This is a genomic window from Opitutaceae bacterium (genome assembly GCA_015075305.1).
Classification (GTDB): Bacteria; Verrucomicrobiota; Verrucomicrobiia; order Opitutales; family Opitutaceae; genus UBA6669.
In genome coordinates this window covers 51,424-73,427 of the sequence record JABTUS010000002.1, presented here as the reverse complement: position 1 = coordinate 73,427, position 22,004 = coordinate 51,424, and the positions used below count along the sequence as shown (strand labels likewise).

The 22,004-nt window shown below is 62.3% G+C and carries 17 protein-coding genes; 15 read left to right on the top strand and 2 right to left on the bottom strand.

What is annotated here, in order from left to right:
* The 5 genes from HS122_04845 (at position 1) to HS122_04825 (ending at position 6,421) form a co-directional block, all read left to right on the top strand.
* Positions 1-1,017, top strand: a complete 1,017-nt coding sequence (locus tag HS122_04845; protein ID MBE7537718.1) for a D-2-hydroxyacid dehydrogenase — start codon at positions 1-3, stop codon at positions 1,015-1,017.
* A 113-nt stretch (positions 1,018-1,130) separates the two neighbouring features.
* Positions 1,131-1,964: an amidohydrolase family protein gene (locus tag HS122_04840; protein MBE7537717.1), complete on the top strand. Its 834-nt coding sequence runs from the start codon at positions 1,131-1,133 to the stop codon at positions 1,962-1,964.
* Positions 1,965-1,996: 32 nt separating this feature from the next.
* Positions 1,997-2,965 carry a dihydrodipicolinate synthase family protein gene (locus HS122_04835; GenBank protein ID MBE7537716.1) on the top strand — a complete coding sequence of 323 codons (969 nt, stop codon included), beginning with the start codon at positions 1,997-1,999 and terminating at the stop codon, positions 2,963-2,965.
* 79 nt (positions 2,966-3,044) lie between these two features.
* Entirely contained in the window at positions 3,045-5,183 is a 2,139-nt protein-coding gene (locus HS122_04830) for a CehA/McbA family metallohydrolase (protein MBE7537715.1), read from the top strand.
* Entirely contained in the window at positions 5,180-6,421 is a 1,242-nt protein-coding gene (locus tag HS122_04825; GenBank protein MBE7537714.1) for a hypothetical protein, read from the top strand. The genes HS122_04830 and HS122_04825 overlap by 4 nt, the downstream gene beginning before the upstream one ends.
* A gap of 75 nt (positions 6,422-6,496) precedes the next feature.
* On the opposite strand, the gene HS122_04820 is transcribed toward HS122_04825, so the two are convergent.
* Complete coding sequence (locus HS122_04820; GenBank protein MBE7537713.1) at positions 6,497-7,735, bottom strand: exo-alpha-sialidase; 1,239 nt, start codon at positions 7,733-7,735, stop codon at positions 6,497-6,499.
* Positions 7,736-8,189: 454 nt separating this feature from the next.
* On the opposite strand from HS122_04820, the gene HS122_04815 reads away from it, so the two are divergent.
* The 6 genes from HS122_04815 (at position 8,190) to HS122_04790 (ending at position 15,903) form a co-directional block, all read left to right on the top strand.
* The gene (locus tag HS122_04815; GenBank protein MBE7537712.1) at positions 8,190-8,972 is read left to right on the top strand and encodes an SDR family oxidoreductase; all 783 of its coding nucleotides are present in this window, start codon (positions 8,190-8,192) and stop codon (positions 8,970-8,972) included.
* Between the two features lie 354 nt (positions 8,973-9,326).
* Positions 9,327-11,498, top strand: coding sequence for a TonB-dependent receptor (locus tag HS122_04810; protein MBE7537711.1), 2,172 nt, complete (start codon positions 9,327-9,329; stop codon positions 11,496-11,498).
* Positions 11,499-11,776: 278 nt separating this feature from the next.
* Positions 11,777-12,661 carry an IS630 family transposase gene (locus HS122_04805; protein ID MBE7537710.1) on the top strand — a complete coding sequence of 295 codons (885 nt, stop codon included), beginning with the start codon at positions 11,777-11,779 and terminating at the stop codon, positions 12,659-12,661.
* 130 nt (positions 12,662-12,791) lie between these two features.
* A complete protein-coding gene (locus HS122_04800; GenBank protein ID MBE7537709.1) occupies positions 12,792-13,982 on the top strand; it encodes an exo-alpha-sialidase in 1,191 nt (396 codons plus the stop codon).
* A 629-nt stretch (positions 13,983-14,611) separates the two neighbouring features.
* Positions 14,612-15,019, top strand: a complete 408-nt coding sequence (locus tag HS122_04795; protein ID MBE7537708.1) for a helix-turn-helix domain containing protein — start codon at positions 14,612-14,614, stop codon at positions 15,017-15,019.
* Between the two features lie 158 nt (positions 15,020-15,177).
* Positions 15,178-15,903 (top strand): phosphoadenylyl-sulfate reductase, encoded by a 726-nt coding sequence (locus tag HS122_04790; GenBank protein MBE7537707.1) that lies wholly within the window; start codon positions 15,178-15,180, stop codon positions 15,901-15,903.
* Between the two features lie 109 nt (positions 15,904-16,012).
* Here HS122_04790 and HS122_04785 read toward each other — a convergent pair whose 3' ends face one another.
* Positions 16,013-16,549 (bottom strand): ATP-dependent Clp protease proteolytic subunit, encoded by a 537-nt coding sequence (locus tag HS122_04785; protein MBE7537706.1) that lies wholly within the window; start codon positions 16,547-16,549, stop codon positions 16,013-16,015.
* A gap of 261 nt (positions 16,550-16,810) precedes the next feature.
* Between HS122_04785 and HS122_04780 the strand changes: the two genes are divergently transcribed.
* The 4 genes from HS122_04780 (at position 16,811) to gap (ending at position 21,968) form a co-directional block, all read left to right on the top strand.
* Positions 16,811-17,692: an HDOD domain-containing protein gene (locus HS122_04780; protein MBE7537705.1), complete on the top strand. Its 882-nt coding sequence runs from the start codon at positions 16,811-16,813 to the stop codon at positions 17,690-17,692.
* A gap of 102 nt (positions 17,693-17,794) precedes the next feature.
* On the top strand, positions 17,795-18,250 hold the full coding sequence (locus HS122_04775) for a hypothetical protein (protein ID MBE7537704.1): 456 nt from the start codon (positions 17,795-17,797) through the stop codon (positions 18,248-18,250).
* A gap of 16 nt (positions 18,251-18,266) precedes the next feature.
* Positions 18,267-20,723, top strand: a complete 2,457-nt coding sequence (locus HS122_04770; GenBank protein ID MBE7537703.1) for a glycoside hydrolase family 1 — start codon at positions 18,267-18,269, stop codon at positions 20,721-20,723.
* A gap of 198 nt (positions 20,724-20,921) precedes the next feature.
* On the top strand, positions 20,922-21,968 hold the full coding sequence (gene gap, locus HS122_04765; protein MBE7537702.1) for a type I glyceraldehyde-3-phosphate dehydrogenase: 1,047 nt from the start codon (positions 20,922-20,924) through the stop codon (positions 21,966-21,968).
* The last annotated feature ends 36 nt before the right edge of the window (positions 21,969-22,004 follow it).

The following is a 22,004-nucleotide window of genomic DNA, read 5'->3' as shown; positions in this document are numbered from 1 at the left end:
ATGAAACTCCTTGTCGATTTTCCCGTCCTTCCCGCCGCGATCGCCCGACTGCGTCACGAACCCGGTGTCACCGTCGACTGTGTCGATCAGCCGGCCGAGACGGCGGCGCGGCCTCTCGATCCCAGGCGAATCGCGGACGTCGAGGCGCTGTTCTGCACGTTTCCGCCGACCAACCTCGGTGACATGCCTGCGCTGCGCTGGATTCAGATCGCATCGACCGGTTACACGCAGCTCTTCGGCCTCGGACTCAATGCCCGCGGCATCCGCGTCACCAACGCCCGCGGCTGTTTCGACGTGCCGATCGCCGAGTGGAACGTGGCCATGATGATCAACCTCCTCCGCGATTTCCGACAGATGGTGCGCCATCAGGATGCCGCGGTCTGGGACCGCTCCGCCCGTTTCCAGCGCGAACTGCGCGGGATGACCGTCGGCCTCTGGGGCTACGGTGGCATCGGCCGCGAAACCGCGCGCTTGGCCCGGGCACTCGGTCTGCGCGTGCACGTCCTCACCCGCAACGGCCGGACGGGCCCGCGCGGCGAGATTTACGCCGTGCCGGGAACGGGCGACACCGACGGCACGCTGCCGGACCGTGTCTTCGGCGCAGGTCAGGAGCGGGAATTCCTTGGTGGCCTCGATTTCCTCATCCTCGCGCTGCCACTGACCAAGGCCACCGAGGGACTGCTCGGTGAACGCGAGCTCCTGGCGCTGCCGCGCCACGCCTTCGTGCTCAACCCCGCCCGCGGTCCGATCATTCAGGAGGCCGCGCTGCTGCGTGCGCTGCGCGACGGCTGGATCGCCGGCGCCGCGCTCGACACCCACTACAAATATCCCATGCCGCCGGAGCATCCGCTCTGGAAATTTACCAACGTGATTTTCACGCCCCATATCTCCGGCTCGAGCCTGAGTCCGCGCTACAGCGAGCGGCTGTGGGACATCCTCGAGCAGAACGTCGGCCGCTACCGCCGCGGCGAGCCGCTCCTCAATCAACTTTCAACCGTTCAGCTCGATGGCAATTGAGTCCATCCCTGCCCGGGTCCTTTCAGCGTGCGCGTTGCCGGTCTTTTCCTGAATATGAAAACCGGCCTCCATTGGGTTCCTTCCGCGATGGGTGACAACGCGTTGCCGCAGTCATGAACCTCGCAACCATCAAAGCCGTCGACAGCCATGCGCATTTTGGGCGCTACGTGCATGCGGATCCATTGATTGCGGAGTTCTCCAGCGGCGATGCGGAACAGGTGGCGGAGCGCGCCAAGGCGTGCGGCATTGAATGGACGATTGTTTCCCCGTTGGCCGGCCTGCTGCCGCGTGGTCGCACGGTCGATGTCGCATTGGCGAATGAAGCGGCGTTTCGCGAGGTGCCCAGGGTCAGGGGGCTGCTGCAGTATGTGATCGTGAATCCGCTTCAGCCGAAGACCTATGACCAGGCGCGCGACATGCTGAAGGCGCCCTGGTGCGTGGGTATCAAGGTTCATCCCGAGGAGCATGCCTACAGGATCTCGGAACATGGCGAGGAGCTGTTCTCCTTTTTCGAGGATGTGAATGCGCCGGTGATGACGCACAGCGGCTGCCCGAACAGCCTGCCATCCGACTTCGTGCCGTTTGCGGACCGTCATCCGGGCGCGCGGGTGATGCTGGCCCACCTCGGCAATGGCAACGGCGACAACGGTCGCGTCGACCTCCAGGTCCGCGCCATACAGGCCGCGAAGCACCGCAATCTCTGGGTCGACACCTCGTCGGCGCGCAGCATTCTACCTGGCCTGATTGAGTGGGGTGTTAAGGAACTCGGAGCCGAGCGCCTGCTCTTCGGCAGCGACACGCCGCTCTACTCCGTCGCCATGCAGCGCGCGCGCATTGAGTCAGCCGATCTGCCCGATTCGGCCAGGCGACTCATCCTCCGCGACAACGCGCGAAATTTCTTTGGCCTCGATCGCCTGCCCTCCGGCGGCTTCACCGCGCCGGCCTGAGCGTCTTTCGTCATCCCCGCATTTCCACCATCATGAGCATCGCAAAAAAATCCGCCAAGATCACTCCATTGACTCGAAAAACCCTGCAGGGCGTCTGGTGCGCCTTGATCGTGCCGTGGACCGAGCGCGACGAGGTCGACCTCCGCCGCCTCGCCCAGGAAGTGCGCGGCTACGCGGGCACCGGCATCAGCGGCGTCTACACCGGCGGCACCACCGGTGAATTCTACGCGCAGGACGATGCGACCTTCGCGAGGATCACGGAGGTCGTCGTCAGGGAGGCCCACGCCCTTGGCCTGCCCGTGCAGATCGGCGCTACTGCTCTGAGCACGCGCACGACCATCCAGCGCATCCGCGTCGCCAGGCGCGCGGGCGCCGACGCGGTGCAGCTCGCGCTGCCATTCTGGCTCGAACTCAAGGACGACGAGGTCGAGCGTTACGTCGCCGAGGTGATCGCTGCTGCCGGCAAGACTCCGGTCGTCCTCTACCTGACGGGACGCTCCAAGCGGAAGATCTCGCCCGAATTGCTTGGAAGGCTCGCCAGCAAACACCCGACCTTCATCGGCACCAAGGACACCGGAGCCAGTCCCGAAGAAGTGAAGTCGATGCTCACGTTCGCGCCGGACCTCGCGATCTTCGGCGGCGAGGATTTTTTCCAGCGCATCCCCGCGGGCGGTCGCGGCGGCTACTGCTCCATCACGGGCTTCAACGCCCGCAAGGTCGTCGAACTCTACACGCTCTGCGCCACCGGTCGCCTCGAGGAGGCCAGGCCGCTGGCCGATGCCTTTTATCGCTACTTGCACGAGGCGCTCGTCAATCCGCTCGTCAAGGAGGCAGGCCTCTGGGATTCCGCCATTGACCGCATCCAGCGCGTCGCCGGCGGTGGCGTGGTGGGCCTGCGCTGCCAGTCGCCATACCGCAGCGGCACCGAAAAGCACGTGAAACAGGTCATTGCCTGGGTGAAGAAAAACACGCCCGAACTTCTGCCACCGCATCTTGCCTGAGGCGGCGCGCCATATCCCCGTTCTGTTGTTTCATCCTCCATCCTGGGGATGCGGATCGCTCTTCGTTCCGGCTTGAGCCATGATGCGTTTCAACCTTTCGCTGTTCGCCGTCTTTTCGCTGTTCGCCGTCCGGTTCAACTTCGCAGCCGGGCCGGTGCCGCTGACCATCTTTCCGTACCAGACCGCCACCTTCGTTTCCGACCCGATCGCGGCTGCGGCGATCGACCGTTATGCGGAATTTGCCGCGAGCCTGCTCTACTGGACCGATACACCGCGCCCTCCGGCCGTGCTCGGCTCGCAGATGCTCAAGAGCGCCCTGCCTCCATTCATTGAGGAATGGCGCGGCTTCCGCGCCCCGGGTGCCAGCGGCGCGGGCTCCCTCGTGCGCACCCGGGTGCGCGAGGCCTACCGCGCTCTCGCCGGGCCGCGGTTGGCGCGTATCGTCGTAGGCGAGACCCTGACGGTGACCGCCCCGGCGCGCGCCGATTTCCTAGCGGGCGGATCGGCGAAGGTTCCCTGCGTTTTTGAAAACACCCGCTCCACGTCGGTCCAGATCGAGGTGTTCGCAGCGGAAGACGTGCCGGTTTACGCAGTCGACCTCGCCGCCGGCGAGGCCAGCGGCGCCTGGCTCGAGTTGCCGGCTGCGGTTGTCGCTGAGCGGGTGAAGCTGACGATCCGCGCCAACGGCCGCGATGCGGCTCTCGACTTTCCCGCACTGGTCCACGCCCGCGGCACGCTGGATGTGGCCATCCTCGACGAGCACGGCGTGCCAACTCCGGCCCGCGTCTATTTGACCGGCGCCGACGGACGCGCCTGCGCCCCGGCTGGCGTCATGCACCGGATCGTGTCGGGCGAGTTCGGCCAGACCGGAAGCGGTGACGCGTACTTTTTCTCGAATGGGAGATTCGCCGCCGAACTCCCGGTGGGGGATACCGTTGTTGAGGTGGTCAAGGGACTCGAATACCGCCCTGAGCGCCGCGTGCTCCGGATCGAGCCCGGCCACACTGGCACCGTCACGCTCCGCCTTTCGCGCCTCGCCCGACTCGGCACCGCGGGCTGGTACGGCGGGGACGCGCATGTGCATGCAAATCTTTTCGCGCAAAAGCTCATCCAGCCGGCAGACGTTCTTCTGGCTGCGCAGGCCGAGGATCTCAGCGTTACGAACATCCTGCCCTGCAACGATCCGCGCACCGCTACGATGAACGACGGGGACTACTTCACCGGCGCACCCGCCACAATTTCGACCGCTGGCTACATCATCAACACCGGCCTTGAGATGCGGAACGACATCTTCGGCCACGTCGGATTTCTCGGACTCAAGAAGTTCGTCGATCCACCGTACTTCGGCTGGCCGCATTCACCGTATCCCTTCGATCATCCGGGAAATTTCCCGCAGGTTGCGGACGCGCGAGCCCAGGGGGCCGCCGTCACCTACGTGCATCCCGGGCTGCCGAGCGAGTTTCCCGTCGACATCGCCCTCGGACTGGCGGACACGATCGACGTGTTGAGTCAGAACGCAGAGGATCTTCCGACCGAATATTGGTACCGTCTCCTCAATTGCGGCTTTCGCTGCCCGGTGTCGGCGGGCACCGATTCCTTCCTCAACATCCCCGTTCACATCATCCCCGGCGCAGGCCGCGTCTACGTGCAGGTTGCCGGCCCGCTCGACTACGCGAAGTGGCTCGCCGGCTATCGCGCCGGTCGCAGTTTCGCCACAAACGGCCCGCTCGTGAAGTTCACGGCAGGTGGCCGTGGGCCCGGTGACGAGATCCGCGCCGACGGTTCCGTCAAACTCGAGGTCACCGCCGCCGCCGAAGCTTTCGTGCCGATGTCTGCGATCGAGGTCGTTGTGAACGGCCGCGTCGCAACCCGTCGCGAGGCCGGTGCCAATCCGCATGCGATCAGCCTCGCGGACACCGTCGAAATCAAGGAAAGCGGCTGGGTCGCACTCCGCGTCCGCGGACCCGGCCATCGCCTGGCGCCGAACGACCGCGAGGTTTACGCCCACACCTCGCCCGTCTACGTCACGATCGGGGGCCGCCGTCCGGCATCGCGCGAGGACGCCGAGTTCTTCATTGCCCAGATCGAAACGCTTATTGCGAAGATGGACAATCGCGGCACGTTCGCCCACCGCGGCCAGCGCGACGCAATCGCCGCAAGATTCCGCGAGGCCAAGGAAATCTACCGCCGCGTCGCAGAGGCGGCCTCCACCCGATGACCGGCGTCGTGCTTCCGATCGATCCCGCGGTGGACCGTCGCAACGGCAACATCTACGTTCTGACGCAGATTCTGACCTTCTTCTCCGCGCCGGTGCTCTACGTCGGAATTGTGCAGGCCGAGTTTTTTGACAAGCTTGGTGCCAGCGCGACGATCGCCAACCTGCCGAGCTCCACCTACCTGCTTGGATCGATCATGCCGCTGATCTGTTCCTGGCTTGTCCCCGCACGGTTCGAACTGCGCACCGTCCAGCACAGCTACGGCATCGTTGCCGGCTCTTTCCTGCTGGTGATTGCCGCGATTTTCCTTCCCGCGCCCAACGGGATGCGAATCACCGCCGTGGTAGGACAGGGCCTGCTGCTCGGGATGCTGAACAGCGTCATCAATACCTACCTGCTCCGCTGTGTGGCCCGCGGCACCAGCGAGGCCGGGCGCGCGCGCGCCTTCAAGTACGCCTTTGGCATCGGACCATTCGCCGCCGTGCTCGGCTCGCTGCTGGCGCAACTGGTGCTTTCGGGGAGAATTCCGGGCTTGCCGCACCCGTACAACTTCGGGCTGCTCTACCTCATCGCGCTGCCCTGCATGGCCACGTGCGCAGTGCTCGCGCGGCGCCTGCGGCTGCCGGAGGCGTCCGGTGAACGCATCGCTTCGCTGGTCACGTTTCTGCGCGAGAGCTTGGGTTCCTATCTCGCCGACCGCCGGCTCGTCTTTGCCTGGATCGCCTATCTTCTCTGGTACTGCGCGCTCGGCGGCATGACCAACGTCTCGCTGTACACGCGGGAGGCTATCGGCCGGACGCCGCTGGAGCTCGCCGGGCTCATCATGGCGCTGCGCTTCGGCTGCAAGGCGCTGGCCGGCTTTGGCCTCGGTCTCATCGCCGGGAAGTACGGTGCGCGGTCAGCGATGCTCGGCACTGTTGTTCTCGTCGGGCTCGGACTCGCCTGGCCCTTCTTCGCCACGGGTTACGGCTACCTTGCCGCCTTCGGCTTCATGGGCGGGGGCGAACTGGGCGGCGTGTATTTCTTCAACTACATCATCGCGGTGTCACAACCCGCTCATGCGACGCGGAACATGGCGCTGCTGGCGCTCGTCGCGCCGATCAGCAGCCTTGTGCCCGCCCTCCACGGGAGCCTCACCGATCGCTTTGGCTTTCAGGCCAGTTTCGCGTTTGGTGCCGCGAGCGCCACAGTGGCCGTCGCCCTTCTTCTGCTTACGGCGGAGCGAAGGCAGCCGAGATGAAGCCGGAGTTGGCGGCGGTGCGAGCGATTTTCGCATGAAGCGCTGGCGCCATGCATGACCCGGCCCGCGCTTCACTCATGCGCGTTTCACCGTAATATCCACAAAGCGGCCCCAAAGATCGCGGCCGAGGCCCTTGCCCCAAGCCCCGAGATCGTAGGCAACGAAGAGGCGGTTGACGGTGGGCGTTTCCTCGAGCGCTGTGTAGTGCGTGGTCTGGACGCCCGTGGTGAGCCGGGCGACGTTGGGCCACGTCACGCCACCATCGCGGCTGATCGCCAGATAGTTTCCATTCCAGGGATGACGCGCCTCCTGCCAGCATGCCTTCTGCGGAATGCGCACGCCGAAGGTTGCCACGAGCAATCCGCTCCGCAGTTCGAGCAGGTCGGGATCGACGACCGCACCGGGAAGCTCATCAAGGTTGCTTTCGTCGAGAAATCTTCCGCTTCTGCCCTTCAGATTCCGGAAATTGTCAACCCAGAGGTCGGTGCGGTTGATGTCGAGGCCGGCAAACGTGCGGACGCGCGCGGATGACCACGTCGCGCCACCTTCATCCGAGGTCGCCTCATGGAGCTCACGCCCTGTGCGCATCTGGCAGATCAAGCGTCCGGCGAGCGGTCCGCGGCTCAAGCGGGCGAGCACGGGTTCCCCGAAACCCTCGGTGCCCACCGCGGGATTGACGGCCACCGTCGAGACGAGCCTCCAGTTGCGTCCCCGATCGGCGGAGCGCAGGAGCATGACGCGCGTCTTGATCATCCGCGGCTCATAGGTGCTGGGTGTGCTGTCGCCCTTGAGCCAGCCGTAGCAGGTCGTGAGAAGATCACCGTTGGGCAGCTCGATAATGCGACGGTGCAGGCGCTGCGCCTCGTGTGGGCGGCCGCCGTCATCCTTTGATGGATAGATGGCTCCCGGCAGTTCGAAGCGCGCCTCCAGCGGACCTTCGACCGTGCGCCAGTCGTTGTGTGAAATGTAGAGCTGACCGAGCGCCTCACCGGGCTGCGCGCCGGGTGTGATATAGGTGTCGAGCGCGAGAATCGTGCCGTCGCGAAGCTGAGTGATGCCACCTTCAAGATTGACCCCGTTGTCGCCAGGCTTGAGTGGAATGCGCTCCCATGTCCTTGCATCATCGCGCGAGATCACGGTGCCGAGTGCATGGGGATAGTGCATGCGGGTGGTTTCGAACGGCTTTTCCGGCAGCTGTCCCTGCACGATGAGCGCACCAGACCTGGTGCATAGCAGCGAAGGCTGCAGGCCGCCGGCGAGGATCAGTCGCTCCTCGCCGAAGTCGAGGCGAAGCGAGCCGTCAGATTCAACCATGGTCGCAAGATTGCTGGCGTGCGTGGAGGGCGAAAGGGGCCCGGGAGACCCTGCGGATGCTCCAGTGCTTGCCTCGACAATTCGTGTAAGCGGGATCGCAGCCGCGAGAGCTGCTGAATTCCTGAGAAAGGTGCGTCGGGAGGGGGAGATCATTGGAGGGCTGGCGGCGGCGTCAGCGGCGTCAAACACGGGCCGCCATTGATGGGAATTGCCTTGAGGGGCGCGGGATGAGAAATGCAGGAAGAGACCGCGTGTCTTCGTGTATACATAGGTGGCTCCAGGCAAGTGAATTCTTTCAGGTGGGCGGAAGTGGCGTGCGAGATTGATGCACGTCCGGCAGCCCGGTTCCGGCCGCGAGGGAATCAATCACAGCGTTGACGAACTCCTCGATATGAAGTCACTGACGCTCGCCGGGCTGCGAAAGGTCCGGCGCCTTATCCCTCTCACATTCCCGATGAGCTCAACCGGAAATTTTCAGGGCAGGACCGTCTGGGTGACGGGCGGCGCAGGTCATCTTGGCGCTGCGATCACCGCGGCGCTTGATGCGGCGGGGGCCACGGTGGTCTGCATCGACCTGCCTGGCCGCGCGGAGGCGCTCGTGCGCGAACGCGGCCTTGGGAACACGGCCCATGTCGCGCTCGATCTCACCGACCTTGCTGCGCAGCGCGCCGCCGTGCCTCGTCTCATCGCGACGCATGGCGCGCCACACGGCCTTGTGCACCTGCCCTTCGTCTCCTCGTCCGGGAAGACGCTGGAGGAGCTCTCGACCGACGATCTGAACAGGACCTTCACCGGCGCGCTCACACCCACCTTTGAGTTCTGTCGCGCCGCGGCGCTTGCGATGGCGGGAGAGCATGGCGGCGGCAGCATTGTTCTTTTTTCGAGCATGTACGGCCTAGTCTCGCCCGATCCCAGGATCTATTCCGCCCCGATGGCGCCAAACCCGATAGACTATGGTGCGAGCAAGGCCGCGCTCATCCAGATGTGCCGCTATCTGGCGGTGCACTTTGGCCCGCGCGGTGTGCGCTTCAACTGCTTGGCACCCGGCCCGTTTCCCAGTCCGGCCGTCCAGGCTGATTCCCCCCGGTTTGTCGCGCAGCTCAGCTCGAAGACCGCGCTCGGCCGCATTGGCCGCAGGGAGGAGATCACCGGTCCGGCGCTCTTTCTGCTGAGCGACGCTTCCAGCTATATCACGGGCCACACGCTCGTCGTGGACGGCGGTTGGACAGTTTGGTGAGGGGTTGACGCTGCGGACGCATTGGAATCGGTCTTGCGGAAAGCTCCTGAGATCGCCCGTCATGGCATCATCCGTGCCTGCAGCCTTTGCGCTGCCGCACGCGGGACAGGAAGTGACCCTCAGGAAGTCGTGCAGGACCGCCAGTGGAGCCCGCCATCGCAGCCATCCTGTCCGGCAGGGTCCTTGAAATGTCCGCCCGGCTGTTCATCGCCTCCGGTGCCCTGCGCCTAAGGACTCTGCAGGAGCAGGATACATGAGTCGGCAACTCGGGACTTGCCATTTCGAAATAGCATTCACATGTGTCAGTTTGTATACACGATGCGCCAAGCGCATTAATCCTGTTAGCACAACCCCATGAAAAGACCTGTACACACAAGAAAACTGACACTGATGATCGCGAGCGCGGCTGCCTTGGCTGCCTCTTATGTCCCGTTGAGGGCCCAGTCCACGGCGGGAGCCTCCGCAGATGAAAAGGCGGCGAGGAAGGATGAACCGCTGCTCCTATCCAAGTTCGAGGTCACCTCGACCCAGGGCAGGGGATACACGTCCAACAACGCGGCGACAGGCTTCAAGACCAACGAGGAACTGATGCGCATACCGCAGGCGGTCACGCTTGTGACGCGGGACTTGATCAACGACATCGGCGCCGTTGATGGCTCGAACATTCTGCGCTTTGCGGGCGTCTCGAACTTTTTCGCAGGCGAGTCCTTCGCCTTGCGCGGCACGCGGATCAATTACCCGCTGCTCGATGAGATGCCGGACGGAGCTCCCTACGAGGACAACATCAATCTCGATTCCTACACGGTGCTGCGCGGACCCGCCGCAACGCTCTATCTCAACGCGGCGCTTGGCGGCACGATCCTGACAACCTCCAAGGTTCCCTTGCCGAATGAGACTTGGACGATCACGGGCAAGGTGACCGATTTCGGCACCTATCGTCTGGAGGGTGATTTCACAGGGCCGCTTTTTGCGGTTGGGGACGCCAAGTTCAGCTACCGGGTGACGACGGCCCTTCAGGAGGGCGAGAGCTATTTCAAGAACGTGGACGACCATCGCAAGGTGATCCACCCGACGGTCCAGCTGAAATACAAGAACACGGTCGTCCGCCTGGCGTATGACTATCAGCAGTTGGACCACGTGCCGAACGGCAACAGTTTCGTCACCCCGACGGGTGAGCTGTACACCGGCGCGGGTCGGGACGAGGCCTACTATGTGCCCGGAACCATGGAGAGTTTTCACCGTCGTGGCGTGCGTGGCGCGATCATCCAGAAGCTTGCGGACAACTGGGACCTGAAAGTTGCGGGTACGCGGTGGTGGTTCTCCCGCTATGGCGCGGTTGTGTTTCCATCCGGCGGCATCAACTGGCCGGCGCAGACGATGACATTAAATTCGCGGAAGAATGATCAGAAGTTCGACTTCACGGTGGGACAGATCGACGTCAATGGAAGGTACCACATCGGTTCCATCAGCACGCAGAGCACACTGGGCGCGAGTTACAGCCATTCCAACAGCAAGAACCGCATTCTCGGGTTTCAAGCCGGAGTGTTTCCGTCGCGGACCGTTTCAATCAGCAAGCCGAACCTTGACTCCATCGTGGCGCCTGATCCGAGCTCTCCTGTGGCGGGCACGCCGACTGGAGGCAACTCCTATACCGGAAACTATTACTTCCAGCAGACCGCCGACGTCATCAGGGATCGCCTGACTTTGGTTGTCGGATTGACCCGTTCGAAGATCAAGAACAACAGCATCAGCAACCTCAACACCGGTGCGAGCGGAGTCCCGACGATGGGAGAGGAGACGCTGCACCGTTACGGCATTGTTTTCAATCTCACCAAGGAGCTTGCCTTGTATGCGATGGAGTCGACCACGTTCGCGCCAACCGGCTCCCGCGACATCAATCTCAACCTTCTCCCAAGCGTTGAGGGCAAGGCTCACGAGGGGGGATTCAAGACCAGTTTCAAGGACGGAAAATTTTCCTCCACGTTTGCCGTGTTCAAACTCGAACTGACCAATCAGTCTTTTTTTGCGGGCGTCCGCCCCGATGGCATCAGCTATTTCGCGCCGATAGGCACGACCACGCAGGAAGGCTTTGACTTTGATTTCACCTACATGCCGTCGCCCGGGCTCCAGTTCATGGGCACCTACTATCACGGCAAGGTGACCGACCAGACGGGTGCGAAGGTGGCCAACTCCTATTCCGAGCAGTATTCGTTGGTCGGTCGATACGAGTTTCAGAGTGAAGGCCTCAAGGGCCTTAGCGTGGGTGCGGGCTTCGCGCGGCTCTCAGGCCGCCTGCTGAGCGTCGGCGCCTACGTCACCGGGCTGACGGGCGTCCGGCTCATCGAGGTTGAGCCGAGCAATGAACTCACGCTCTTTGCGTCGTACAAGCTGAACAGGAACTGGATGTTCCGGCTCAACGTCGACAATGCGCTGGACCAGGAGTACGTTCTCGGCGCGCAGAACGCCTACTTCGTCGATCCGAGCCTGCCGCGGAGTTTCTCCGCATCAGCGACCTATAGGTTCTAGTGTTCTGTTGCTGAAATGACTAGACTTAAAAGTCGTTATCGTTCAACCTGCAAGCATGAGCAGGAAACCGACGATTCTGACGGTCACGGCAGACCAACGTGGCGTTTTGAGCGCTGGTGGGCGCGCACGGTACGCCCCAGCAGGTGGTGAAGCGCTGCCGGATCATTTGCGCAAGGCCGAAGGGCTGGACGATGCCACGATTGCGGAGGAGCTGGAGGTGAACCGGCACACCTGCCGGCTGTGGCGCCAGCGCTTGTGTCCGCAGGTCCGCAAGGATTGTGGGACGTGGCGAATGGCGCGGGCGCAAGCCGCGCCGAGGGCTGGCGAAAAGGATCGTCGAGCGACGCTGCACACGAAGCCGCCGGGCGGACGCACTGGAGCGCGAACCGGCGAAGGCGCAGGGCGTGCATGCGAGCACAGTCGCGCGTATCTGGCAGGAGCATGGGTTGCAGCCGCACCGACAGGAGACGTTCAAACTCCTGCGATCCACAGTTTGCAGCCCAAACTGCTCGATGTGGTGGGCGTTTACGATCAACCCACCGCAAAACGCGGTGGTGCTCTGCGTGGACGAGAAAAGCCAGATTCAGGCGCTGGATCGCACGCAACAGCCTGCCGCTGAAGCGCGGTCGCTGCGGCACCTGGACGCACGACTACGTGCGCCATGGCACGACCACGCTGTTTGTCGCATTGAACGGCCGCCGGCAAGATCAGCGGCCACTGCTTCCCGCGCCACCGGCACATCGAGTTCCCTGAAGTTCCTGGCGACAAATCGACGCGGAATATGCCGAGGCGGACGAGCCCATCTTATCGTCGACAATTACGGCACCCACAAACACGAGCGGGTGCAGCGCTGGCTCGCCCGGCGTCCACGCTTCAAACTGCACTTCATTCCCACCAGTTCGAGTTGGCTCAATCTGGTGGAGCGCTGGTTTGCCGAACTCACCGGCAAGGCGGTGCGTCGCGGCAGCTTCTCCAGTGTTCCTGATCTGATCAACCTGATCACCCGCTCATCGAGCAATGGAACCGTGAGCCCACGCCATTTGTTTGACCGCTGGCGGAGAGACATCCTTGCCGATCGAACGCTGTCGTCGCCGGCTCGAGGCCATCCAGCCCGGTTGCACCTGGCGAAAGCCGCGCAAGAAGGCCGCATGATATATGTATAGTCATTTCCGCGACAGAACACTAGTCCTCCGGCGGGCGCGGTTTGCCGCGCCCGCTTTTTGTTCTGCGGATGCGGTGTTCGGCTGGGTTGCGTCCGTCTTTCTGTTGTCCAGCCTTGAGAACCCCTGTCATATGAGCATTACCGCAGCCCCGGTCCGTCACGTCGTCCTCGCAGCCCTGTCGATTTTCGGCGTGCTGCTTTCTCCTCGCGCGGCCGCTGATGCGACCGGGGTTCGCAAGGTCCGCGATGTCGTCATCTACGAGGATGCGAGATTCCATTCGGCTTTTCCGTCGGTCATCAAACGGCCCGATGGCGAGATCTGGGTCGCCTTCCGTCGCGCGCCGAACCGCAGGATGCTTGGCGAGGAGAAGAATTACCACGTCGACGCCAACAGCTACCTCATGTTCACACGCTCAAGGGATGGCGTGCATTGGGAACGCACGCCGGAGCTGCTCTACGCCCATGCGTTCGGCGGCTCGCAGGATCCGTGTCTGCTTCAGTTGCGGGATGGCACGCTGATTTGCGCGTCGTACGGGTGGACCTTCGTGCGTCCGAGCGGGATTCCGAATCTGCCTCAGCCGCATCTCGAAAATTTTCCCGGCTCCATCTTCAACGGCGGTTACTACCTCCGCTCCACCGACGGCGGCGCTCACTGGGATGGCCCGCTTTATCCACCTTCCACGCCGGTCGAACTGCTTCGTTCACCGGTTGGAGGAGGCATCCTGCCAGCCTACAATCGGGGTGCGCTTGCTGAATCGCGGGATGGGCGGATCCTGTGGGCTGTGGCGTCGACAGACCAGTTGAATCCACGGAAGGTCTCTGTCCATCTCATGATTTCCAGTGACCAGGGGCGTTCCTGGAAATATTCCGCGCCAATCGCGGCCGACGCGAAAGTCTCCTTCAATGAGACCTCTGTCCTCGAGACGCCGGAAGGCGACATTGTGGCCTTTCTTCGCTCCGAGGACATGAATGACGAGGCCGCGATCGCCCGCTCGACGGATGGCGGCCGGAGCTTCCATCCCTGGAAGGGCATGGGATTCCAAGGCCATCCGCTGCATGCGCTTCGTCTGCCGGACAATCGCGTGCTGCTGACCTACGGCTATCGCCATGCTCCGCTCGGAATTCGTGCGCGCGTCCTCAATGCGGAGTGCACGGACTTCGCCACCGCGCCGGAGATCATCCTGCGCGACGATGGCGGCACCAAGGATCTCGGGTATCCCTGGTCGGTGCAACTCGACGATAGGCGCGTGCTGGTCACGTACTACTTCAACGTTGGCAGCGGCATTCAGCACATCGCGGGTACGATACTTGAGATCGAGTGATTGGATTCCGGTGCGGTATGCTGCGATGAACAACAATCATTCTCACGGGGTCAGCCCCTAACGTTTGTGGTGACCGAGATGGCCATGAATACTCCGGCAGGGTTCCGCACATATCGACTATGGCGACGCCAAGTACCGGCAGTGGTCCAACAGCAGCGGTGTCGGCTGGCTGCGTGACGAAGGAAATTCGAGAGAATTGTACCGCCCCTTCAGGGCTCTCTGTTTTCGGCTCACCCGTGAACCCATGGCGTTGCCATGGGCTGGGGATATGGCACCCTTTCAGGGCTCCCAATTCCGACTCAGTCGCTCACCTCGAACCCATCGCTTCGCCATCTGCAGGGGATGTATCGCCCTGTTGGAGCCATTTCCACGGGGTCAGCCCCTAACGTTTGTGGTCTTTGAGATAGCCATGAATGCTCCAGGGCTCCGGCTCAGCCACAGGGGGCAAACTTCACCTTGCGCATTGTTCAATCCCAAGTGGCCATGAATACGCTTACGATTCCATCGGCAACCGGCAGTGGTCCAACAGCACCGGCGTCAGCGCGGGAATGATCCGGGGACATAGGTAACAAACTGTCCGGGGACATGGGTTGCACTTTCAGACTATGGCTTGGAACGAAGAAACCCTCATGGAACGGAAGCATCGGTTTGTCAGTCTCGCGGCCACGGGCCGCTTCACGTTTACGGAATTGTGCGCGGACTTTCACGTCAGCCGGAAGACCGGCCACAAGTGGTGGAAGCGTTACCGTCGGGAAGGCACGGAGGGATTGCGCGAGCGCAGCCGCCGTCCGCAAGGATGCTCCCACCAGACCGCTGGGCAGATCCAGGGGCTGATCGTGCGATTGCGCCGCAGGCACCGGACGTGGGGGGCCGAAGAAGCTGCGCAAATTGTTGCGCCGCGGCCACGGCATCCGGCGGCCGCCGGCATGCAGCACCATAGCAGCGATCCTGCGGCGTCACGGTTTGAGTGTCCCGCGTCACGGAGTTTCCTGAAGACGGGAGTGGATTTGGTCAGGGCGGGAGCGACAGTGGACTGACGGATCGGGTTTGGAGCGTGGCGGGGGTTGGGGGGAAGAGAGTGGCGTAAGGGACAGCATTACCTTGACGCGTATTTTTGCCGAATTGATCCAGACATTGGTTGTATGTTGATTTTTTAGTTTACTACATAACCAAACCAACTCATGTTTTAAGGGCAATGAACGGCACTCTTGAAGCACCTGCGCTGGCGGAAGCTGTTGAAGAACTTGAAACAGCGGGGGCGGAGGAGCGGGTTCGGTGGGCGCTGCGGGAGTTTCCGGATCGTTTGGTAATGACCACCAGCTTTGGCATCCAGTCGGCGGTGATGCTTCACCTGGTCACGCGGATTGCGCCTGCGCTGCCGGTCATTTTCATCGATACAGGATACCTTTTCCCGGAGACGTACCGGTTTGCCCAACAACTGACGGAAAGGTTGTCGCTCAATCTCAAGACGTACAATCCGGCGATGACTGCGGCGCGACAGGAGGCGCTGTTTGGGCGTCAGTGGGAGATGGGCATCGATGGACTCAAGCGCTACCACCTGATCAACAAGGTCGAGCCGATGGATCGTGCGATGCGCGAACTGGGAGCAACGGCTTGGCTGGCCGGATTGCGGCGCACGCAGGGGTCAACCCGCGAGCGACTCAAGGTCGTGCAGACGCAGAATCGCGTGACGAAGATCCACCCGATCGTCGATTGGGACAACCGGCGCGTGCACCGCTATCTGACCGAACATGACCTGCCGTATCATCCGCTTTGGGAGCAGGGGTATGTTTCCGTGGGCGATACGCACAGCACCTCGCGGTTGGAACCGGGAATGACCGAGGAGCAGACGCGATTCGGAGGCTTGACGAGAGAGTGCGGCCTTCACGAGCCGGGCGCGCGGGCGGACTTTCAAATCTGAGTCGGCGGCGAATTTCCAAGTGAGGAAAACCGGGGCGAAAAAAACGCCCGCGCTTTGGGCACGGGCGTCAATTTGTTTGGCGGCTAAGCTTCAGGTTTTCCGGGTGCCGTCAGATCTTGTCGACGATGCGATCGGCGAGTCCGTAGGCGATCGCCTCCTTCGCGTTCAGGTAGAAATCGCGATCTGTGTCCTGATTGATTTTCTCCAAAGGCTGACCCGACGCATCGGCGAGGATCTGGTTGAGCTCGATGCGCAGTTTTTCCATTTCCTGGGCCTGGATATTGATGTCGGTCGCCGGCCCGCTGAAGCGTCCGCTGATCAGCGGCTGGTGGATCAGGACGCGCGAGTGCGGATAGAGCAGGCGCCGGCCCTTGGGAGCGGCGCTCAGGAGGATCGATCCCATGGAGGCGGCCATCCCTGTTACGACAACCGTAACGGGTGAGGTGATGAGTTTCATCGTGTCGTAGATGGCCATGCCGGCGGTGATCGAGCCGCCGGGGCTGTTCAGGTAGAACGTGATGTCCTTGCCCGGGTCGATGGCTTCAAGGTACAGGAGCGATTCCGTGATCTGCTTGGCCGTGGCGTCGGTCACGGCACCCCAAAGGAAAATCTTTCGCTGCTCGATGAATTTCCGAGCGATCAGCATGCCGACGGAGCCGCCGGACTTCTTTTCGCCGTCTTCCGACTACTTGTCGTCATCGTCCTCGTCATCATCCAGACGCGGAGCGGGGGCGGTGGGTGCCGGGTGGAAATTGTGGAAATGCATAGGCCTCGAACGTTGCGGGCGATGCGAGCCTTGGCAAGTCCGCCCGTGGGATTGCTTTTCGGGCTGCTGTGGCGTCTGATTTCGGCCGAAAAACCATCTCAAGCCGTTTGAGGGAGGGCCGATGTAGGGTGACAACCTCACATGGTCTCCAGTAATCCCGGCACCCAACCAGCCGCTGCCGTGACGGCAGAGCGCATCGTTCAGGAAACGAGCGAAATTCCATCCGCACCCCGCGTGCTGCCCAGGCTCAAGGACATCCTTGGCGATGGAAACTCTTCCCTCAGCGACGTGGTGGCGCTGATTCGAATCGAGCCCAGCATTGCGGCGCGCGTGTTGCAGGTGTCCAACAGCGCCTATTACTCCAAGGGCGGCTCCCGGTGCACATCGGTGGCTGAAGGCATTGGGCGCGTGGGTTTCGATCAAGTGTACGCCATGGTGATGCATGCGGTGACCTCGCAGATCCTGCTGCGCCCGTTGACGACCTACCAGCTTGAGGCCGACGATCTCTGGAAACGCTCGGTGACCTGTGGCATGGCCGGTGAACTCCTTGCCGACCAGTGCGGTCAGGATCGTGAGACGGCGTACACCCTGGGGCTGCTCCATGCGATCGGCATGATCGCGATCGACTCATGGGCGCTGGTTAACAATCCGAGCCTGGCGATGATGGCCAAGGGATTTCCGAAGGAGTACACGCAGAGCGAGCGTGCTTTGCTGGGATTCACGCATGCGGATGTCGGCGGAATTTTGCTGAAACGATGGGATTTTCCCGCCGATGTGGTTTCCGCGGTTCGATACCAGTACTCTCCTCCCGCGGCGGGGACCGGCGCGTCGATGGCGACTCTGATCTATGCTGCGAAATGGCTTTGCGAGTCCCTGTGGTCGGTCGAGGGCACGGTGTTGCCGACGCCTGATGAACTGTGGTTGAAGCGGATCAAACTCGATCTCGCGCGTCTGGAAAAAATTTCCGTTGAATTGAAGGGACGCAGACAGGAACTCGATCAGCTCTTGAAAATTGACTCGTAGCCGGTCGCTTGGAGCCGCTGCCTCAACGCAATGCTTCGTCCATGCGCACAAAGCGTTTGAAACCCGCGGAAGCCGTGCGTATGTCAGGGAGTTCGCAATCTCATGACAAAAACGGCAGTACTTCTCCTGTTCCTCGCACTGGGCCTGGCATCCGGTTGTTCGACCAATGGATCCAACGCCGCGTTTGCGCCGCAATTTGATCGAACGAAGGTGAAGTTCGTATTCGTCGAGCGCAGGCTCGCGGACAACAACAATGTCCGCGACCGCTTTGTTGACGCCCTGCGAGCCCGGGGATTCACCGCGGAGGCGGGTCCGCTCACGCTCATGCCGGAGAAGGGCGTCGATGTTGTTCTGGTTTATGAGGATTACTGGGAGTGGAATTTTGGAAATCACATGGTTGAGCTTCGGGTGCAGTTGAGAAATCCCCGCACCAATGAGCTCCTGGCCGGTTCGGTGCTGCGCCGGGGGGCTGTCTTTGGCAAGAATACCAGCGAGATGGTGCAGGCGATCGTGGATGATCTGTTCAAGAATTCGTCCCGAAAGCATCAGCTCCTCTGAGTGGAGCGCCTGCATCATGTCACCTCCGCGCACCAGGAAAATCTCCACGGCCTGGCTCGAGACTCCCACGCAGGGCCGGGTTGAACTCGCGCACGACTGGCGGGCCCGCTACAATCCGCCGCTGGTCCTGGTTGGCGACGGGGCGCCCAAATGGGCCTCTGTTTCGCGCGTGGCCGACTATGTCTTCGGTTGCGAGAGCGGGTATTTCGTGAACCGGAAGGAGGAGATCTATTTCTTTCTTCGAGTGGGCGATTTTCCGGAGGCTGCGTCATCGAAGAACGTGTCGCTCTATCTTGCCGGCGATTTCAACAGCTGGGCGGAGGCGATTGGCGATCCGCACTGGGAAATGGTCCGTGCCACGCTTGCAGGCGAGGCGGTCTACATCTGGCGCGGGGAGTCACGGCGCTTTTTTGCCGACCCTCCCGTTCGATTCAAGTTCGTCACCGGCGACGCGCACTGGCTGGAGGTGCCCCTGCAAGCGCCCAACGCCGCCCACGACGGCTCCGGAAACCTGAATCGCCTTGTCGATCCGGACCGAACCGGGCAGCACCTTTTCCAGTTCACCCTCGAACACCCCCTTGACCTGTCGAAAGTCTGGCGGGTCGGCTGGGCGGACGAGCAGGCGGAGTCGCAGCAGGTCCCGCTGATGCCGGGGGCATTCTTTTTTCAAACGCAGTCGGCGCTGCCGCTCGGAGTGACCGTGGAGGCCGAGACGAGCGTGTTTCGTCTTTTTGCCCCGCGTGCAAAGTTCGTGCAGCTGTGCGTGTGTGACTCGCTCGCGCAGAAGGATCAGCCGATGCGTTACGACCTCCATCAGGGAGGCGACGGCATCTGGGAGCTCACGCTCGACCAGGACCTGCATGGCTGGTATTACTGGTATAATGTCGATGGTCCGCGGGACGCCTTCGGACACTTTGATCCCAACCACAGGATCCTGGATCCGTATGCGATGGCGACGGTTTCAAGGGATGGTCCCGGCATCGTGCTTTCGCGGGAATGGATTGGAAAGGCGGATCGCGGACGTTTCCGCACGCCGGCGTGGCAGGATCTGGTCATCGCGGAGGCGCACGTGCGGGATCTGGTCGAACTTGCGCCGGGCGATGGTGCGCGCGCGCATCCGCCGGGGTTTTCGGAGCTTGCGGGCTGGGTGAGGAGCCCGGGCTTCTATCTCGACAGGCTTGGCGTCAACTGCGTGGAACTCCAGCCGGTGCAGGCGGCCGACGCGAAGACCCACGCGGAGTATCACTGGGGCTACATGACGGTGAATTTTTTTGCGCCGGCATTCGGCTATTCGACCTCGCCGGAAACCGCCTCGGGCGTGCGGGAGCTTCAGGACCTGATTGCCGCGTTCCATGAACGCGGCATGGCCGTCCTGCTTGACGTCGTTTTCAATCACGTCGGCGAGCCGGCGCACCTGCTGTACGTCGACAAGCTCTACTACTTCGACCAGAACTATGACGGCCACCTCGCGAACTGGAGCGGGTGCGGAAACGACGTCCGTCCGGAGTCCGCCATGGTCCGGCGGCTCGTCATCGACAGTTGCGTTCACCTGATCCAGGCCTACGGCGTCGATGGGTTCCGCTTCGACCTGGCCGAGCTGCTCGGCATTCCGCTGCTCCGCGAGGTCGAGGCTGCGCTGAAGGCCGTGAAGCCGGATGTCATCCTCATCGCGGAGCCCTGGAGCTATCGCGGGCACATCGCGGCCCAGCTTCGCGACACCGGCTGGGCGTCATGGAATGATGGATACAGGGATTTCATCCGCGAGTTTGTCCGGGGGGGAGGCAGCCGGGGAAGCTACGAGTATTTCCTGAAGGGCTCCCCCTGGCATTTTGCGCACTGGCCGGCGCAGACGGTGAATTACACGGAGTCCCACGACGACCGCGTCTGGATCGATGTCATCACGGAGAACTCCGGCTTCGACGGGTCCCAGCCAACCGCCAATGACAGGCGCCGCACCCACCTCATGATTGCCGTCCTGATGATGTCGGTCGGCATCCCCATGGTGTCGCAAGGCCAGGATTTCCTTCGTTCGAAGCGCGGGTTGACGAACACGTACCTGCGGGGCGACATCAATGCGCTCGACTACCGGCAGGCCTGGCGGTTTTCCGGCACGCACGGCTATTTTGCGGCGTGGGTGGCCTTCCGCCGCGGCAAACGCGGCCGGTTGTTGCGACACTTTTCGCGCGTGAGCGAAGGGTTTTTCCAGTTCTGGTTTGCGCGCGACTCGCTGGCGGCGGCGACCGTGTACAATGCCGATTTCTCCCAGGGATCGACGCGCCTCCTGTTTGCCGTGAATCCAACTGCTGCGGACGTCAGCATCGAGCTCGGCGAATCCGTGCTGGCCGGTGCACCCTGGAGCGCGCTCGCTGACACGGAGAGCTTCCACGACGGCGATCAGCGGTGCATGACCCAGCCTCTCGAGCGAAACCTGTTTGTCCCGGCGCTTGGCTGCGGCCTCTGGGTGAGCGAGTGAGCGTCCCCGCGCGGCTCGTGGTGTGGGAGCACCGCCGCCGAAATGCAGTGCCAGTGCTTTGCTGGTTTGAGCCTGTTGCCGGCAGCCAAAACCCTTGCGTTTGGGGCTTCCAGCCTATTGGTTGACCCTCCGCGCGTCCACATTGGTCGCGCGGGCCAACTCAAACAGCTCATCAACACCAAGCATTCGGAAAGTCCCATGGCAGTTAAAGTCGCAATCAATGGTTTCGGCCGCATCGGCCGCCTCGTTTTCCGCGCACTCGTCGAGCAAGGTTTGCTCGGCTCGACGCTCGACGTCGTTGCCGTGGGGGATATCGTCCCGGCCGACAATCTGGCCTATTTGCTCAAGTACGACTCCACCCAGGGCAAGTTCAACGGCACTGTTTCCTCGAAGAAGTCGTCCGCCGACAAGGCGGAGGATGATGTCCTGGTGGTCAACGGCCGCGACATCCTTGTGGTTTCAGCCAAGTCGCCGGCCGAGCTTCCCTGGGCGAAGCTGGGAGTTCAGCTCGTCATTGAGTCGACAGGCCTGTTCACGGATGCCGAAAAGGCGAAGGGACACCTGACCGCCGGCGCGAAAAAAGTCATCATTTCGGCTCCGGCCAAGGGAGAGGACATCACGGTTGTTGTCGGCGTGAACGATGACAAGATCGACCTCGCGAAGCACAGCATCATTTCCAACGCATCCTGCACGACGAACTGTCTGGCGCCTGTCGCCCATGTTCTGCTGAAGGAAGGATTCGGCATCGCCGAGGGGTTGATGACAACGATTCACGCCTACACGGCGACGCAGAAGACGGTCGACGGTCCCTCGAAGAAGGACTGGAAGGGCGGGCGCACGGCCGCGCAGAACATCATTCCGTCCACGACCGGAGCGGCCAAGGCGGTTGCGCTGGTGCTGCCCGAAGTGAAGGGCAAACTCACCGGCATGGCCTTCCGCGTGCCCGTGCCCACTGTGTCGGTTGTCGACCTGACATTCAGGACCACCCGGGACACGTCGCTCGATGAAATCAAGGCCGCGCTGAAGAAAGCGTCGGAAACCTACCTGAAGGGAATTCTTGGATACACGAACGACGAAGTGGTCTCGAGTGATTTCATCCATGACCCGCGCTCGTCGATCTTCGACGCCGGCAGCTCGATCGAGCTCAACAAGAACTTCTTCAAGCTTGTGAGCTGGTACGACAACGAATGGGGCTACAGCAACCGCGTCGTCGATCTCACCCGCGCGATCGCCTCGAAACTCTAGAACCCAGAACCCATCGCGCCCACGGTTCCGCAAGGA